Origin of the sequence: Pseudomonas sp. NPDC087626, from assembly GCF_044743405.1 — a bacterium.
GTDB lineage: Bacteria > Pseudomonadota > Gammaproteobacteria > Pseudomonadales > Pseudomonadaceae > Aquipseudomonas.
The window spans coordinates 20,516-37,011 of record NZ_JBIUWJ010000048.1 but is presented as its reverse complement, the minus strand read 5'-3'; the positions used below and the strand labels follow the sequence as shown (position 1 = coordinate 37,011).

The following is a 16,496-nucleotide window of genomic DNA, read 5'->3' as shown; positions in this document are numbered from 1 at the left end:
GCCGACCCGGGTGTGGTGCAGCATTTGATCGATACTCACAAGACCATGAACGTCGCGTAAGCGCGGTTCTCGAGTCACCAAAAGCCCCGCCGGCATTGCGCCGAGCGGGGCTTTTTCGTAGGTGTGGGCGTTTACACATTTGCGTTGTGAACTCGGAGCGCTCGACCGATAAACGCCTGTGCAAGCACCGGGCGAATAAATATCGACCTGCCTGTGGGGCGTTTCCGGGCGTTACCTCGGCGCTGAAATGTGTAACCGCTGGCTGAATTTCGGGGCGATGGGAAACGAAAGGCCCCGTTTTAGGGCCTTTGAAGCGGGTATGAAAAATATGACATTACGCTGCGCTTGCCGGATTAGAAGGGTTTGCCAATAATAGGCCCGCAATTTGCAACATAGATCGGTTCAATGTCTTTTGCTCTTGCATAAACTTCAAGGGCTGTCAATGTGCTCAAACCTGTTTCTCGGTGCTTCTGTAATTTGTTGTCGCATTGAAGAAATATCGACTTCGGGCCTGTCGTTAGAATGCCGATCACTCGCTCGTCGTTGTCCGCGTTGAAAACAACGCGCGCCGACCAGGACGCAGCAACGTTTTTTACGTTTAACCCATTCGCATATTGGGCTGATGCTCACTCTGCCGTTTTCGCCCTTTACCGATGGAGTCCTAAGATGAAGAAACTCGTGCTTCTTGGCGCCCTGGCACTGTCCGTGCTGTCCCTGCCAACGTTCGCCGATGAAAAGCCTCTGAAAATTGGTATCGAGGCGGCTTACCCTCCGTTCGCGTCCAAGTCGCCGGACGGCAGCATCGTTGGTTTCGACTACGACATCGGCAACGCCTTGTGCGAAGAGATGAAGGTCAAGTGCGTTTGGGTCGAGCAAGAGTTCGACGGCCTGATCCCGGCACTCAAGGTGCGCAAGATCGACGCCATCCTGTCGTCCATGTCGATCACCGAAGATCGCAAGAAGTCCGTGGACTTCACCAACAAGTACTACAACACCCCGGCACGCCTGGTGATGAAGGCCGGCACTCAGGTTGGCGACAACCTGGCCGAGCTCAAGGGCAAGAACATCGGTGTGCAGCGCGGTTCGATTCACGAGCGTTTCGCTCGTGAAGTCCTGGCCCCGCTGGGTGCGGAAATCAAGCCATACGGTTCGCAGAACGAGATCTACCTGGACGTGGCTGCCGGTCGCCTCGACGGCACCGTGGCAGACGCTACCCTGTTGAATGATGGCTTCCTGAAAACCGACGCTGGCAAAGGCTTCGCGTTTGTTGGCCCGGCCTTCACCGATGTCAAATACTTCGGCGACGGCGTGGGTATCGCAGTACGCAAGGGTGATGCGTTGAAAGACAAGATCAACACCGCGATCACTGGCATTCGCGAGAATGGCAAGTACAAGCAAATCCAGGACAAGTACTTCGACTTCGACATTTACGGCAAGTAAATCGTCGCAGCGACAAGTCCGAAATGGCGCAAGCAACAGGATCTCTGAGGTTTGCGCCATTTTTTCATCCCAATTTTCGAGGACCTGAATCATGTTGAAAGGCTACGGGGCTGTCATCCTCGATGGCGCATGGCTGACGCTTCAGCTCGCCTTGTCGTCCATGGCCTTGGCCATTGTTCTGGGTCTGATCGGGGTCGCATTGCGCCTGTCGCCGGTACGCTGGCTGGCCTGGCTGGGCGATCTGTACTCCACGGTGATCCGCGGTATTCCCGACCTGGTACTGATCCTGCTGATTTTCTACGGCGGTCAGGACCTGCTCAACCGCGTGGCGCCGTTGCTTGGTTATGACGACTACATCGACCTGAATCCGCTGGTCGCCGGTATCGGCACCCTGGGTTTCATCTTCGGTGCGTACCTGTCGGAAACTTTCCGTGGTGCCTTCATGGCGATCCCCAAGGGGCAGGCCGAAGCGGGCATGGCCTACGGCATGAGCAGCTTCCAGGTGTTCTTCCGAGTCCTGGTACCACAGATGATTCGCCTGGCGATTCCCGGCTTTACCAACAACTGGCTGGTATTGACCAAGGCCACTGCGCTGATTTCGGTGGTGGGTCTGCAAGACATGATGTTCAAGGCCAAGCAGGCGGCAGATGCCACCCGCGAGCCTTTCACCTTCTTCCTCGCGGTGGCGGCAATGTACCTGGTGATCACCAGTGTCTCGTTGCTGGCATTGCGTCACCTTGAGAAGCGCTACTCGGTAGGCGTAAGGGCGGCTGATCTATGATCTTCGACTACAACGTCATCTGGGAGGCACTGCCGCTGTACCTCGGCGGCCTGCTGACCACTTTGAAACTGCTCGGGCTGTCGCTGTTCTTCGGCCTGCTGTGCGCCTTGCCCCTGGGCTTGATGCGGGTGTCCAAGCAGCCGGTCATCAACATGACCGCCTGGCTCTACACCTACGTGATCCGCGGCACGCCGATGCTGGTGCAGCTGTTCCTGATCTACTACGGCCTGGCCCAGTTCGAAGCCGTGCGCGAGAGCTTCCTCTGGCCATGGTTGTCGAGCGCGACCTTCTGCGCGTGCCTGGCCTTTGCCGTCAACACCAGCGCCTACACCGCCGAAATCATCGCCGGCAGCCTGCGGGCCACGCCCAATGGCGAGATCGAGGCAGCCAAGGCCATGGGCATGTCGCGCTTCAAGATGTACAAGCGCATCCTGCTGCCATCGGCCTTGCGCCGGGCGCTGCCGCAGTACAGCAACGAAGTGATCATGATGCTGCAGACCACCAGTCTGGCGTCCATCGTCACCCTGATCGACATCACCGGTGCCGCGCGTACCGTCAACGCCCAGTACTACCTGCCGTTCGAAGCCTACATCACCGCCGGCGTGTTCTACCTGTGCCTGACGTTTATCCTGGTGCGCCTGTTCAAGATGGCCGAGCGCCGCTGGCTGGGCTACATGGCCCCACGGAAGCACTGATATGGAACGTATTGACCATCAGTTGCCGTGGAGCCACCTGGGTAGCGAGCGCCATGTTTCGGTGTTCCGCTTCGGCGCTGGCGAGCGCAAGGCCTATATCCAGGCCAGCCTGCACGCCGACGAATTGCCGGGGATGCGCACGGCCTGGGAGCTGAAAAAGCGCTTGGGCGAACTCGAAGCCCAAGGTGCCCTCAACGGGGTGATCGAGCTGGTACCGGTGGCCAACCCGCTGGGCCTTGGGCAGTTGCTCCAGGGCAACCACCAAGGTCGTTTCGAGGCGGGCAGCGGCAAGAATTTCAACCGTGATTTCGTCGAGTTGAGTGCGCCGGTGGCCGCGCAGCTCGAAGGTCGCCTGGGGGATGATCCGCACGCCAATGTCCAGTTGATCCGCCAGGCCATGAGTGATGCGCTGGCCGCATTGCCCGCGCCCAGCAGTCAATTGCAGGGCATGCAGCGGATCTTGCTGAGCCATGCCTGCACCGCCGACGTGGTGCTGGACCTGCATTGCGACGCCGAAGCCGCGCTGCACATGTATGCCTTGCCGCAGCACTGGCCGCAGTGGCGTTCGCTGGCCGCGCACTTGAATGTGCGGGTCGGGTTGCTGGCGGAAGACTCCGGCGGCAGCTCCTTTGATGAAGCCTGCTCGTTGCCGTGGCTGCGTTTGGCCCGGCAGTTTCCCCAGGCGCAGATTCCCCTGGCATGCCTGGCGACCACCATCGAGCTGGGCGGTCAGGCAGACACTGGGCGTGCCCAGGCCGAAGCTCACGCCGAGGGCATCCTGGCGTTCCTTGCCGAGCAGGGCCTGATCAAGGGCCAATGGCCGGCCCCATTGCACGAAGCCTGCGAAGGGCTGCCGTTCGAAGGCACCGAGCTGCTGTTTGCGCCGCATCCGGGTGTGGTGAGTTTCTTGCGTGAGCCGGGCGAGTGGGTCGAGGCCGGTGAGCAGATTTTTGAAGTGATTGATCCTTTGGCTGATCGGGTCAGCACCGTGTGTGCTGGTACGGCCGGCGTGCTGTTTGCCGTTGAACGGCTGCGGTATGCCCAACCCGGTTTCTGGCTGGCCAAGGTGGCGGGGCGCGAAGCGCTGCGTCACGGGCGCTTGCTCAACGACTGACTGTTTTTGTGAGAACCGACAGCATGTACAAACTTGAAGTCCAAGACCTGCATAAACGCTATGGCAGTCACGAAGTGCTCAAGGGCGTGTCCCTGAAGGCAGCGGCAGGCGATGTGATCAGCATCATCGGCTCCAGTGGCTCCGGCAAAAGTACCTTCCTGCGCTGCATCAACCTGCTGGAGCAGCCGCACGCGGGCAAGATCCTGCTCAACAACGAAGAGTTGAAGCTGGTGGCCGGCAAGGACGGCGCGATGAAGGCGGCCGACCCCAAGCAACTGCAACGCATGCGTTCGCGCCTGTCGATGGTGTTCCAGCATTTCAACCTGTGGTCGCACATGACCGCGCTGGAAAACATCATGGAAGCGCCCGTGCACGTGTTGGGCATGTCCAAGGCCCAGGCGCGGGAAAAGGCCGAGATGTACCTGGCCAAGGTCGGCGTGTCCCATCGCAAGGACGCCTACCCGGGCCATATGTCCGGTGGCGAGCAACAGCGCGTGGCGATTGCCCGGGCGCTGGCGATGGAGCCTGAGGTGATGCTGTTCGATGAACCGACTTCGGCGCTCGACCCGGAGCTGGTTGGCGACGTGCTCAAGGTCATGCAGGCCCTGGCCCAGGAAGGCCGGACCATGGTGGTGGTGACCCACGAAATGGGTTTTGCCCGGGAAGTCTCGAACCAGTTGGTGTTCCTGCACAAAGGTGTGGTCGAGGAAAGTGGTAACCCGCGCGAAGTGCTGGTCAATCCACAGTCCGAACGCCTGCAGCAATTCCTCTCCGGCAGCTTGAAATAGTCAAGGCTGCTGTCTCGCCCTGTAGGAGCGAGCTTGCTCGCGAAGATCGTCAACGATAACGCGGGAAGCCTGATGCTCCGTGGCGTTCTCAGGTTTTTCGCGAGCAAGCTCGCTCCTACAGAGGAGCGGGTCTTCATCGTTTTTTGAGATTTGTGTTGGTTTACGGGCTAGCATTGGCCTTTGTCTTCATTACTGTTACTGGCTTCGGATAGCATTCCATGACCGCCCACAAAATTGGTTTCCTGATTTGGCCCAGCACTAAAGCCTTGACGCTGGCGCTGGCCGAGGAGGCCTTGCGTGTTGCTCAGCGCGTGCATCCGGAAGTGGTTTACGAACTGGTGTTCCTGCAGGCCGAACCCCCGAGCGAGGGGGCCTGGCAATTGCCTGGCGAGGCCTGGAGCGGCAAGCTGGAAAACTTCCAGAAGCTGTTCCTGCTCGCCGACGAGCCTCCCTCCGCGCTGGCACCGGCCCTGAGCAGTGCGCTCAAGCAGTTGGTGCGCGCCGGTTGTGTGATTGGCGGTCTGTCGGCTGGTGTCTATCCCCTGGCGCAATTGGGTCTGCTCGACGGTTACCGCGCTGCGGTGCACTGGCGTTGGCAGGACGATTTTGCCGAGCGCTTCCCCAAGGTGATTGCCACCAGTCATCTGTTCGATTGGGATCGCGATCGCCTGACGGCGTGCGGCGGGATGTCGGTGCTTGACCTGTTGCTGGCAGTTTTGGCGCGAGACCATGGGGCCGAGCTGGCCGGAGCAGTGTCGGAAGAGTTGGTGGTCGAGCGGATTCGTGAAGGAGGTGAGCGTCAGCGCATTCCCTTGCAGAATCGCCTCGGCTCCAGCCATCCAAAACTCACGCAAGCCGTGTTGCTGATGGAAGCCAACATCGAAGAGCCGCTGACCACCGACGAAATCGCCCAGCATGTGTGCGTGTCCCGTCGGCAGTTGGAGCGGATTTTCAAGCAGTACCTCAACCGCGTGCCGAGCCAGTATTACCTCGAGCTGCGCCTGAACAAGGCGCGGCAGATGTTGATGCAGACCAGCAAGTCGATCATCCAGATCGGCCTGTCCTGTGGTTTCTCCTCGGGCCCGCACTTCTCCAGCGCCTACCGTAACTTCTTCGGCGCCACACCGCGTGAAGACCGTAACCAGCGGCGCAGCAGCAGCCCGTTCGAACTATCGTCCGTGCCTTCGGAACGCGGCTAGACCGCGGTTAGCCACAGGGAGCGCGAGCTCCCCATGGCCTGACTCAATAGCGAGTACTCAGGTTTCAATATCTGTATCAGGCGCCGGATCAATGGGGGCGGGTAGGTCGGTTTGCTCGAACCCCAGGTCATTTTCGGTTGCGTGGTAGTAAGCGGCGATGCGTTGCATGCTTTGCTCGGTGAATGGATTGCCACTGAAGTCAAAGCTTTCACCGACATCGGGATCGACCTCCATGAGCTCGACGGGCATCTCGGTAATGGCGTTGTAGCTCAGGTCGACATCCGTCCAGGAGTTGATGCTCAACACTCCTCTAGGGATCTCGGTGATGCCTGTATGGCTAAGGTCCAATGAGGAGATATCCGTCATCTGGCTGAGGTCGGGGCTAAGGCCTAGCGGATTGTCCCGCAGATTCAAGTGGTCAAGACGATTCATGCTCGCCAATGCATCGACGATTTCCTGGGTCAGGGTGATCCTGCACTCAGGCAGGATCAGTGCCGTCAGCCTGCTCATTCTGAAGACGCTATCGGGGATATTATCCAGCTGGTATCCGCGCACGGTCAGGCTGTCCAGGTTCGGAAAAGCTTCCAGGAATCGGCTGATTCGCGGGGCAATGCCTCCTGCGCTCGTCAGGTATATTTCTGGCACATGTCCGAAGTCCGCTGTTAGCACCGGCAAGTCGCCCATGATTGTCAGGTGTGAGGTGAAGCCATATTCGCTGACGGCTACGCTCTCGATTGGTATCTGGCGCCAGCACTGTTCCAGCTTTTGCTTGAATTCATCTCTTTTGACGTGCTCGGCAAACAGCTCGTCGGCCGTCATGGGGGCGCCAGTAACGGCGTGGGTGTCCGGCACATTGGCCGTCCATAGACTCAGGTCGTTACGGAGTCTGGTGAGCTCAACTTCGCGGCGTGTCAGGTCGGCTCGACCGTCTGTCAGTGTTCCGGGTAAGCGATAGATGAAATCACTGGCTTCTTCATTGTCCAGGCTGGGATACAGGGCTTTGGCTCGATCGATATCGGCCTGTTCGGCATAGACCCCAAAGTCTTTCTCGGTCCGGCTGTAGTGAATCTTTACACGTTCACGGGTGAGCGGGGACAGTGGGTTGTTGCCAAAATCAAATCCCTCACTGATGTTGCCGGGAAGGTCGAAGAGGGCAGCGGGTAATTCGGTGATCTGGTTGTTATTGAAAATGGCTGTTCGAATGTGAGGGTGATTCACCAGCCCGTCTGGAATGCTGGAAATTCCGGTGTTGGAAAGGTCGATGTAGGTCAGCTCAGGCATGGTGGCCAGATTGGGTGTGAGCCCCAATGGATTGTTGTACAGGTCCAGAACGGAAAGCTTGCTCAGCGATGACAGTGTTGCCTGGCTTTCGGCGGTGAGTACAAGGCCGCAATCGCTCAGTACCAGTTCCTCGAGTTCCGGCAGCGCATTGATCGGCTGCGGTAGTTCCAGCAGGGTAAAGTTGCGCAGTTCCAGCTGGCGCAGACCCGGGAAGCGTTCCAGGAAAGGGCCAATGGAGTGTGCGCTCGCGCTGTTCTGGAGCGAAATGGAGGAAACATGGCTGAAGTCGGCGCTCAGGATGGGGAGATCGCCGATGATCGGCTGGGAAAACTCGAAGACATGCCCGCCCTCGGCTCCCAATGCGTCATCAAAGAGCGCAGTCTCCCGGCGCCAGCAGCGGAGTATTTGCTCCCTGAGCAATCGGCGGTTTTGTGTTTCTATCAGTAATTCCTGTTCACTGAGTGCAACGTTGGTTATCGGGTGCACGGCGGGCGGGTTATTGGCCCAGATATGCAGGTCATCCTGTAGTTGGTAATACTCGTTGCGCAGGCGTGAGAGTTCCGCGCGCGGGCCATTGGGGTGGCTTTGCAGTCGTTGAAGCAGGGTCTGGATAGCTTCCGGGGAAAGGTTGGGATAAAGCTCCCGTGCTCGATCTTCAAGTGTGCGTGGCTGCCCGCCGGAACTGCGGCTATACCCTTCGGCCCCTAGCAAGCGCAGGGTTTCAATGATCGGTTCGGGTGCGGGCGGGAGTGAAAGGACTGTTCGAAATTCGGCTCGTTCCAGGGGATTGTCTCGGATTGCCTGCTTCAGTTTGGTGTTTTGGCCAATATGAATGCTCAGGCTGTTTCGCTGGGCGTCCGGCAAGGCTTGCAATGTGGCGGAGTAAAGGTCGATGGCACCAGACAGTTCCAGGCCTTCGGTGTCGTAGGCCTGGTAGCGGCCATCGCTGGTCAGCACCAGTACTTTGCGGATTGGGGCCTGGACGTCACCTATGCTGTCGACCTGTGGGCCGTCAAAGGTTTGGTCATGAACGTCGATCCGCACCTCGGTAGACCAGCCGGGTAATCGTTCGAGCGAGCGCAGCGCCAGCGTTTTGGTGTCTGCCGAGTCTGGCGAATCCAGATAAAGCCCTTCATACGCGCGCGTCACTCGCACCTCTTCATTGGCCTGGTGTGCAAGGTCCACCAGACGCTTTGGCAGATGCCCGCGATCGATTTCTTTAAGCTCATCGCCGCTGGCCCGGCTCAGTAGTTCCCGGGCAACGCTCAGGGGAAGCTCCGGTGCCGCCTTGATGATTGTCTGGACATGAGGCGGCTGTGTGGCCGCCTGTCCGCTATAGCGTGACTCGAAAAGCGAGGCGCGTTTGTCTTCGGCGATTTGCCCGAGTTTTTTGCTCAGGTTTCTGACGCGAACATCGATGTTGATTGTCGGATCGCCGAAGCTTTCACCGAATACGGTCTTGATCTCACTCTGGTCAAGGGTCTCCAGTATGGTTTTAAGCAAATCGCCATTACGCAGTTGGGCCTCGTGTATCTGTACGACTGGCAGGTGTTCCTTCGCGGAGAATTCCCAGACCGACTCTCCCTCTGTATTGAGAAAGCGTAGCGCTTTGGTTTCTGGCCAAAGACCGTAGCTCGTCAGCAATTGCAACTGGGCTTGCGGATCGGCTTTGCGATATTCCAGAGGGTCGTCGCTGTTGAGCTGATCGATCAGGTTCTGAATATCTTTTTCAATTCGCATACGTTCAAGGGTGTCTGTCAGCAGGGGCGGTTCAGACTCGCTATGGACATGCATCTTGCGCAGAACGTCTTCATGGGTGTTGCTGATGTGCAGGGCCTGGTCAAGTTCAAGATCGGTGAAGGCATCAACCTTGTAGCCGAGACGGCGCGCCAGCTTTGTCTTGTCCCAATGCAGCGGTTGGTCAAGCTCGGTTTTCCATGCGCCTGAGCCATTGTGTTTCAGCGGTGACTGATAGGCGTCAGGTCTGTTGGGGTGTTGCAGGTAATGGCTGTCCGCGCTGCTCGCTGTCTGCACGGCGTAGTATTTGTCCTCGATCTGCACAATGCGTTTGCCTTGATGCCGATAGATGCCCTGGGCGTCGGGCTTGAAGCCTGCTGGCAACTCGACTTTCTGCTCGTAGGCGCTGAGGTCCGGTTGCCAGTACCGGGTTTTGCCACCGTGTGCCGAGACCGTTTTGAATTGATCGATGAAGGCGACAATTTCCTTGGGCAGCAGAGTGCGGAATTCGCTCGCCGCGACCATGCCACCGGCGGCAAAGGTGCCCATTTGGATGACCGACTCGACCGCGCCCATGAAATGCTCAAAGGCTTCACTTTTCAGGCCTTGGGCCAAGTCAACGATACTTTCGAATGTCTCGTCCAGTAACTGATAGGCCATGTAGGCCATCATCAATTCCCCGGCAAAAGGTACGAAGGGGGTTATCACGAGCACTGCGATCTCGAGGATCGATGTCGCGATGTTGACGAAAGAGTCCCACAGCGCCCAGCGGGCGTTCTGATCAGCTGTTGCGGTCGATACGGCGATGACCCGTGCATCATTGAGGATTTTGTTCAGTTTTTCCTGGTAGAGGTGCTGCCACAGCGTGCGTCTGATGGGGGTAGAAGAGAACTGCAGGTCGGGGTTGTCGATGGCGGATTCGCGCCATGAAGCCAGCGGGTCACCCTGTTGGTGTTGATGCCAGGTGACTTGCGTGAGCCGATTGGCGAGATTGCTAAAGAAATAGCCTCGATATTCGTGGGCAACGAACCGGCTGAAGAATGTCTGATAGTTGGCATCGCGCAGTTGTTCAGTCAGCGTACACATGAAATCAGCGGTCGACGGGTACTCCCTGATCGGGTGATTGGGATCATCCGGGACATAGGCCACCACTCGCACCGGCCTGCGGCTCTGCTCAAGGTTGGGGGCAAACAGCACGATGCCGGTGAGCTCGGAGGACATGATGCTGAGGTCGTGACAAAGCAACGTTTCACCGTCCAGCCTCATGCCTTGCAAGCCCTCGAGCAGCCCCTGAATCAACAGAAAATAATCTGCCTGAATATTGCCGTTCATCTGTGCAAATTTCAGCGCCGCCTTTAGTGCGGCTTTCTGGCTCTGGATGACTTTGGGCTGGAGGAGGGTGGTGACAACCGGGTTGGAGACGCCCAGGTTGTCTTCGAGGTAAGTCTTGTATTGGGCGCCAATATCCAGTTCCCGACACAGTCGGGTAAATGCCGGGATACCGATCGTTGCCTTGAGTGCGGGCAGGATGGTGAATTGCCCGATGGCCGAGGGTTCAGTGATGAAAGTTGAGTCAGGTGCGTAGGCGTCGGCTTCGGTTTCTTTGCTTTCAAAGTTGTGCAGCGCCGCGTCCAGCAACGAAACCGTCCAGGTCCGGGCGGCTCCAGACTTAATCGGGAGCCAGGGGATTGTCGCGGGGATATACAGACGCAAGAAGGTTTTCTTGACGTCCACCTCCAGGTTGAAGCGGGTTTTCAGCGCATTCCTGAGTAAGGCTTCGGCGAAGCTGTTGACGTCTTGCAGGCGTTCCAGCGCCAGGTCCACAGCATTTTGTGCGCTCCAGTGAGCGGCGTTGAGAGTGTTGAGCTCGGTATGCTGGTCGGCCGGTGCCGTGGTCAAGCGGTCGGGCAACTGTGGTCGTGTGCGTTTGAGGGCCTGGCGCCTGGCGGGTGATGCCTTGGCGAGCCAGTCGGGAACGGCGTTTCTGAGGGGCAGATAGTGGCTGTCGGGGTGTTCTGAGTGGTGGGTGTTGAGTGTGGTTGCGGGGGGGTGTCCTTCAGGTAATGACATCGTGTTCATCCTTGGCTGTCTAAAGAATGCCAAGCAGATCAGAGGGCAACGGCCAGGGTGCGCTACATAATTACGGGCGGACACACGGCTCGAAATCAAATCCCGGTAATCCTGCCTCTAACCTGCGCAGGCAGTTTAAACTGCGCCTTTGCGACGCTATTTGTCGCATTGCCGTAAACCCGGTCAAAAGCGGGTTTTGCGCTATAAGAAGTTGTCGCTTGGCGGCAAGGCCAAGCCGGAAACTGTCCTTACAATCCTCACCAAGCTCGCCAGTTCCAGGCGGGTGTTTCTCATCAGGAGACTCCGATGTCCGTTGAGCACGCTGCGGTACAACGCGCCGATTTTGACCAAGTTATGGTTCCCAACTATGCGCCTGCCGCTTTCATCCCAGTGCGTGGTGAAGGTTCCCGCGTTTGGGACCAGTCCGGTCGCGAGCTGATCGACTTCGCCGGCGGGATTGCCGTCAACGTATTGGGTCACGCCCACCCGGCACTGGTCGGTGCCTTGACCGAGCAAGCGAACAAGCTGTGGCACGTGTCCAACGTGTTCACCAATGAGCCGGCCCTGCGCCTGGCCCATAAGCTGATCGACGCGACCTTTGCCGAGCGCGTGTTCTTCTGCAACTCCGGCGCTGAAGCCAACGAGGCCGCCTTCAAGCTGGCCCGTCGGGTCGCCCATGATCGTTTCGGTCCTGAGAAGTACGAAATCATCGCCGCGCTCAACAGCTTCCACGGCCGTACGCTGTTTACCGTCAACGTTGGTGGCCAGTCCAAGTACTCCGATGGATTTGGTCCGAAGATCACCGGCATCAGCCACGTGCCGTACAACGACCTGGCCGCGCTGAAAGCCGCGATTTCCGACAAGACCTGCGCCGTCGTGCTGGAGCCGATCCAGGGCGAGGGCGGGGTATTGCCGGCCGAGCTGGCGTACCTGCAAGGGGCCCGTGAACTGTGCAACGCGCACAACGCCCTGCTGGTGTTCGACGAAGTGCAAACCGGTATGGGCCGCAGCGGCAAGCTGTTCGCCTACCAGCACTACGGTGTGACGCCGGACATCCTGACCAGCGCCAAGAGCCTGGGCGGTGGTTTCCCGATCGCCGCCATGCTGACCACCGAAGACCTGGCCAAGCACCTGGTCGTCGGCACCCACGGCACCACTTACGGTGGCAACCCGCTGGCGTGTGCAGTGGCCGAAGCGGTGATCGACGTGATCAACACCCCTGAAGTGCTCAATGGGGTGAATGCCAAGCACGACAAGTTCAAGGCGCGCCTGGAGCAGATCGGCGAGAAGTACGGTCTGTTCACTCAGGTCCGTGGTTTGGGTCTGCTGATCGGTTGCGTGCTGAGCGATGCCTGGAAAGGCAAGGCCAAGGACATCTTCAACGCCGCTGAAAAAGAAGGCCTGATGATCCTGCAAGCCGGCCCGGACGTGATTCGTTTTGCGCCGAGCCTGGTGGTTGAAGACGCGGATATCGATGCCGGTCTGGACCGCTTCGAACGCGCTGCCGCCAAACTGACACAAGCCTGATAGACCCTTCGGCGCCTGATCATTCAGGTGTCGAACCCAATTTTTGTTCCGGTCCTGCTTTTCTGTAGGAGCGAGCCTGCTCGCGATGGTGTGTCAGGCGACATCATTGTTGCTGATCCACCATCGCGAGCAGGCTCGCTCCTACAAGGGGCCGGCTATTTTCCTCAAAGAGTTTTCAAGAAAGGAGTGACACCATGCTGGTGATGCGCCCTGCGCAAATGGCTGATCTGGGCGAGGTACAGCGTCTGGCTGCGGACAGCCCGATTGGTGTCACTTCCCTGCCGGATGACGTTGAACGCCTGAGCGACAAGATCGCCGCGAGCGAAGCCTCGTTCGCCGCCGAAGTCAGCTTCAACGGTGAGGAGAGCTATTTCTTCGTGCTCGAAGACAGCACCACCGGCAAGCTGGTGGGCTGCTCGGCCATCGTTGCCTCGGCCGGTTATTCGGAACCTTTCTACAGCTTTCGCAATGAAACCTTCGTCCACGCCTCCCGCGAGCTGAAGATCCACAACAAGATCCACGTGCTCTCCCAGTGCCATGACCTGACCGGCAACAGCTTGCTGACCAGCTTCTACGTGCTGCCGGAGCTGGTGGGTTCGGCCTGGTCGGAGCTCAACTCCCGCGGACGCTTGCTGTTCGTCGCCAGCCACCCCGAGCGGTTCGCCGATTCGGTGGTGACCGAGATCGTCGGCTACAGCGATGAACAGGGTGACTCACCGTTCTGGGACGCCATCGGCCGTAATTTCTTTGACCTCAACTACGCCGCCGCCGAACGCCTGTGCGGACTCAAGAGCCGCACGTTCCTGGCCGAGCTGATGCCGCATTACCCGATCTATGTCCCCCTGCTGCCGGACTCCGCTCAAGAAGCGATGGGCCAGGTGCACCCGCGGGCGCAGATCACCTTCGACATCCTGATGCGCGAAGGCTTCGAGACCGATCATTACATCGACATCTTCGACGGTGGCCCGACCCTGCACGCGCGTGTCTCGGGGATCCGCTCGATTGCCCAGAGCCGTGTGGTGCCGGTGAAGATCGGCGAGCCGGTCAAGGGCGCAGGCCGGCAGTACCTGGTGGCCAATGCCCAGTTGCAGGATTACCGCGCGGTCATGCTGGAGCTGGACTACGCGCCGGGCAAACCGGTGGTCCTGGATCTGGAAGCCGCCGAGGCCCTGGGCGTCGGCGAGGGTGCCAGCGTGCGCCTGGTGGCGGTTTAACGCTTTTACGCCTGATAAAGGCTGCAGAGCAGCGAGTTTTGCGGGGGGCCGTTACCGGCCGTCCGTTTGAGGAGATAGCATGATCGTTCGTCCCGTACGCAGCAGCGATTTACCCGCTCTGATCGAGCTGGCCCGCAGCACTGGCACCGGCCTGACCACCTTGCCGGCCAACGAAGAGCGCCTGTCGCACCGGGTTGGCTGGGCCGAAAAGACCTTCCGTGGCGAAGCGGGGCGCGGCGACGCCGATTACCTGTTCGTGCTCGAGGATGACGACGGCCGCGTGGTGGGAATTTCCGCAATTGCCGGCGCCGTGGGTCTGCGTGAGCCCTGGTACAACTTCCGGGTTGGCTTGACGGTCAGCGCTTCGCAAGAGCTGAACATCTACCGCGAAATTCCGACGCTGTTCCTGGCCAACGACCTGACCGGCAACTCCGAGCTGTGCTCGTTGTTCCTGCATGCCGATTATCGCACCGGCCTCAACGGCCGCATGCTGGCCAAGGCGCGGATGTTGTTCATCGCCGAATTCCCGCAGCTGTTTGGCAACAAGATCATCGCCGAGATGCGTGGCGTCTCCGACACGGCTGGCCGTTCGCCGTTCTGGGAAAGCCTGGGCCGGCACTTCTTCAAGATGGAGTTCAGTCAGGCCGATTACCTGACTGGCGTGGGCAACAAGGCGTTCATTGCCGAGTTGATGCCCAAGTTTCCGCTCTACACCTGCTTCCTTTCCGAAGACGCGCGCAATGTCATCGGCCAGGTTCACCCGGACACCGAGCCGGCGCTGGCGATGCTCAAGAGCGAGGGTTTCAGCTACCAGGGCTACGTCGATATTTTCGACGCCGGCCCGGCAGTGGAATGCGAAACCGGCAAGATCCGCGCGGTGCGTGACAGCCAGGCGCTGGTGCTGGCCATCGGCACCCCGGGGGATGACGCCACGCCGTTCCTGATTCACAACCGTAAGCGCGAAGACTGCCGCATAACTGCCGCGCCCGCACGTTTTGCCGCCGGTACCCTGGTGGTCGATCCACTGACCGCCAAACGTCTTCAACTCAATGCCGGTGATCAAGTGCGCGCCGTGCCGTTGTCTGCTGCCCGGGAGTCGAAATAATGAATTCGCTATACATCGCAGGTGAGTGGCTGGCGGGTCAGGGCGATGCCTTTGAATCGCTGAACCCGGTGACCCAGCACGTGCTGTGGTCGGGGCAGGGCGCTACCACCGCCCAGGTTGAAAGCGCCGTGCAGGCTGCGCGCCAGGCGTTCCCGGCCTGGGCCCAGCGTACCCTGGAAGAGCGCATCAGCGTGCTGGAGGCCTTTGCCGCTAGCCTCAAGTCCCACGCCGACGAGTTGGCGCACTGCATCGGTGAAGAAACCGGCAAACCGCTGTGGGAAGCGGCGACTGAAGTGACCAGCATGGTCAACAAGATCGCCATCTCGGTGCAGAGCTACCGCGAGCGTACCGGCGAAAAGAGCGGCCCGCTGGGCGACGCCACCGCCGTATTGCGGCACAAACCCCATGGCGTGGTTGCGGTCTTCGGGCCTTACAACTTCCCGGGTCACTTACCCAATGGGCACATTGTTCCGGCCCTGCTGGCCGGTAACAGCGTGCTGTTCAAGCCTAGCGAACTGACCCCGAAAGTCGCCGAATTGACGGTCCGTTGCTGGATCGAAGCCGGCCTGCCGGCGGGTGTGTTGAACCTGCTGCAAGGCGCCCGTGAAACCGGGATCGCGTTGGCCGCCAACCCGGGGATCGACGGTCTGTTCTTCACCGGTTCCAGCCGCACCGGCAACCACCTGCATGCGCAGTTCTCCGGGCGCCCGGACAAGATTCTCGCGCTGGAAATGGGCGGCAACAACCCGCTGGTGGTCGATCAGGTCGCCGACCTCGACGCGGCGGTCTACACCATTATTCAGTCGACCTTCATTTCTGCCGGTCAACGCTGCACTTGCGCGCGCCGCCTGCTGGTGCCGCAAGGCGCCTGGGGCGACACGCTGCTGGCGCGCCTGGTGGCGGTCAGCGCGACCATCGAGGTCGGCGCGTTCGATCAACAGCCGGCACCGTTCATGGGCTCGGTGGTTTCCCTGGCCGCCGCCAAAGCCTTGATGGACGCCCAGGAACACCTGCTGGCCAATGGCGCGGTGAGCTTGCTGGAGATGACCCAGCCACAGGCCAATGCGGCATTGCTCACCCCGGGCATCCTGGATGTCAGCGCCGTGGCGGATCGTCCTGACGAAGAGCTGTTCGGGCCACTGCTGCAAGTGATTCGCTACAGCGATTTCGAGTCGGCGATCAGCGAGGCCAACAACACCCAGTACGGCCTGGCCGCCGGCTTGCTGTCGGACTCCGAGGCGCGCTACCAGCAGTTCTGGCTGCAGAGCCGTGCCGGTATCGTCAACTGGAACAAGCAACTGACAGGTGCTGCGAGCAGCGCGCCCTTCGGCGGCGTCGGCGCATCGGGCAACCACCGCGCCAGCGCTTACTACGCAGCAGATTACTGCGCGTACCCGGTGGCCTCGCTGGAAACACCGAGCCTGGTCTTGCCGGCGACCCTGACGCCGGGCGTGAAGATGGCGTGATGCCTATCGCTGGCAAGCCAGCTCCCACAGGGTACTGCGTCGATCACAAAAACTTGTGATCACTGCTGAGCCTGTGGGA

Annotated in this window: 11 protein-coding genes and 1 pseudogene; 11 read left to right on the top strand and 1 reads right to left on the bottom strand. The window is 59.7% G+C overall.

All coding sequences use genetic code 11. The features are described 5' to 3' along the window. Positions 1-666: 666 nt before the first annotated feature. From ACIOVD_RS26575 to argR, 7 genes and pseudogenes are all read left to right on the top strand, one after another. A complete protein-coding gene (locus ACIOVD_RS26575) occupies positions 667-1,440 on the top strand; it encodes an ABC transporter substrate-binding protein (RefSeq protein ID WP_159994201.1) in 774 nt (257 codons plus the stop codon). A 91-nt stretch (positions 1,441-1,531) separates the two neighbouring features. Further along, complete coding sequence (locus ACIOVD_RS26570; RefSeq protein WP_095171536.1) at positions 1,532-2,221, top strand: ABC transporter permease; 690 nt, start codon at positions 1,532-1,534, stop codon at positions 2,219-2,221. Beyond that, the gene (locus tag ACIOVD_RS26565) at positions 2,218-2,916 is read left to right on the top strand and encodes an ABC transporter permease (RefSeq protein WP_095171538.1); all 699 of its coding nucleotides are present in this window, start codon (positions 2,218-2,220) and stop codon (positions 2,914-2,916) included. The genes ACIOVD_RS26570 and ACIOVD_RS26565 overlap by 4 nt, the downstream gene beginning before the upstream one ends. A 1-nt stretch (position 2,917) precedes the next feature. Next, positions 2,918-4,030 (top strand): succinylglutamate desuccinylase/aspartoacylase family protein, encoded by a 1,113-nt coding sequence (locus ACIOVD_RS26560; RefSeq protein ID WP_401131096.1) that lies wholly within the window; start codon positions 2,918-2,920, stop codon positions 4,028-4,030. Between the two features lie 23 nt (positions 4,031-4,053). Continuing rightward, positions 4,054-4,818: an ABC transporter ATP-binding protein gene (locus ACIOVD_RS26555; RefSeq protein WP_095171542.1), complete on the top strand. Its 765-nt coding sequence runs from the start codon at positions 4,054-4,056 to the stop codon at positions 4,816-4,818. Positions 4,819-4,824: 6 nt separating this feature from the next. Further along, positions 4,825-4,938, top strand: a pseudogene (locus ACIOVD_RS26550) (outer membrane lipoprotein carrier protein LolA); the annotation flags it as partial. A gap of 98 nt (positions 4,939-5,036) precedes the next feature. Next, positions 5,037-6,017: a transcriptional regulator ArgR gene (gene argR / locus ACIOVD_RS26545; RefSeq protein ID WP_095171543.1), complete on the top strand. Its 981-nt coding sequence runs from the start codon at positions 5,037-5,039 to the stop codon at positions 6,015-6,017. Between the two features lie 57 nt (positions 6,018-6,074). On the opposite strand, the gene ACIOVD_RS26540 is transcribed toward argR, so the two are convergent. Further along, positions 6,075-11,105 carry a dermonecrotic toxin domain-containing protein gene (locus ACIOVD_RS26540; RefSeq protein WP_401131093.1) on the bottom strand — a complete coding sequence of 1,677 codons (5,031 nt, stop codon included), beginning with the start codon at positions 11,103-11,105 and terminating at the stop codon, positions 6,075-6,077. A gap of 306 nt (positions 11,106-11,411) precedes the next feature. On the opposite strand from ACIOVD_RS26540, the gene ACIOVD_RS26535 reads away from it, so the two are divergent. The 4 genes from ACIOVD_RS26535 (at position 11,412) to astD (ending at position 16,417) form a co-directional block, all read left to right on the top strand. After that, the gene (locus ACIOVD_RS26535) at positions 11,412-12,632 is read left to right on the top strand and encodes an aspartate aminotransferase family protein (RefSeq protein ID WP_095171547.1); all 1,221 of its coding nucleotides are present in this window, start codon (positions 11,412-11,414) and stop codon (positions 12,630-12,632) included. Positions 12,633-12,826: 194 nt separating this feature from the next. Continuing rightward, positions 12,827-13,846, top strand: a complete 1,020-nt coding sequence (gene aruF / locus ACIOVD_RS26530; RefSeq protein ID WP_095171548.1) for an arginine/ornithine succinyltransferase subunit alpha — start codon at positions 12,827-12,829, stop codon at positions 13,844-13,846. A gap of 79 nt (positions 13,847-13,925) precedes the next feature. Continuing rightward, complete coding sequence (gene astA, locus ACIOVD_RS26525) at positions 13,926-14,951, top strand: arginine N-succinyltransferase (RefSeq protein WP_095171550.1); 1,026 nt, start codon at positions 13,926-13,928, stop codon at positions 14,949-14,951. After that, the gene (gene astD, locus ACIOVD_RS26520) at positions 14,948-16,417 is read left to right on the top strand and encodes a succinylglutamate-semialdehyde dehydrogenase (protein ID WP_401131101.1); all 1,470 of its coding nucleotides are present in this window, start codon (positions 14,948-14,950) and stop codon (positions 16,415-16,417) included. The genes astA and astD overlap by 4 nt, the downstream gene beginning before the upstream one ends. Positions 16,418-16,496: the final 79 nt, after the last annotated feature.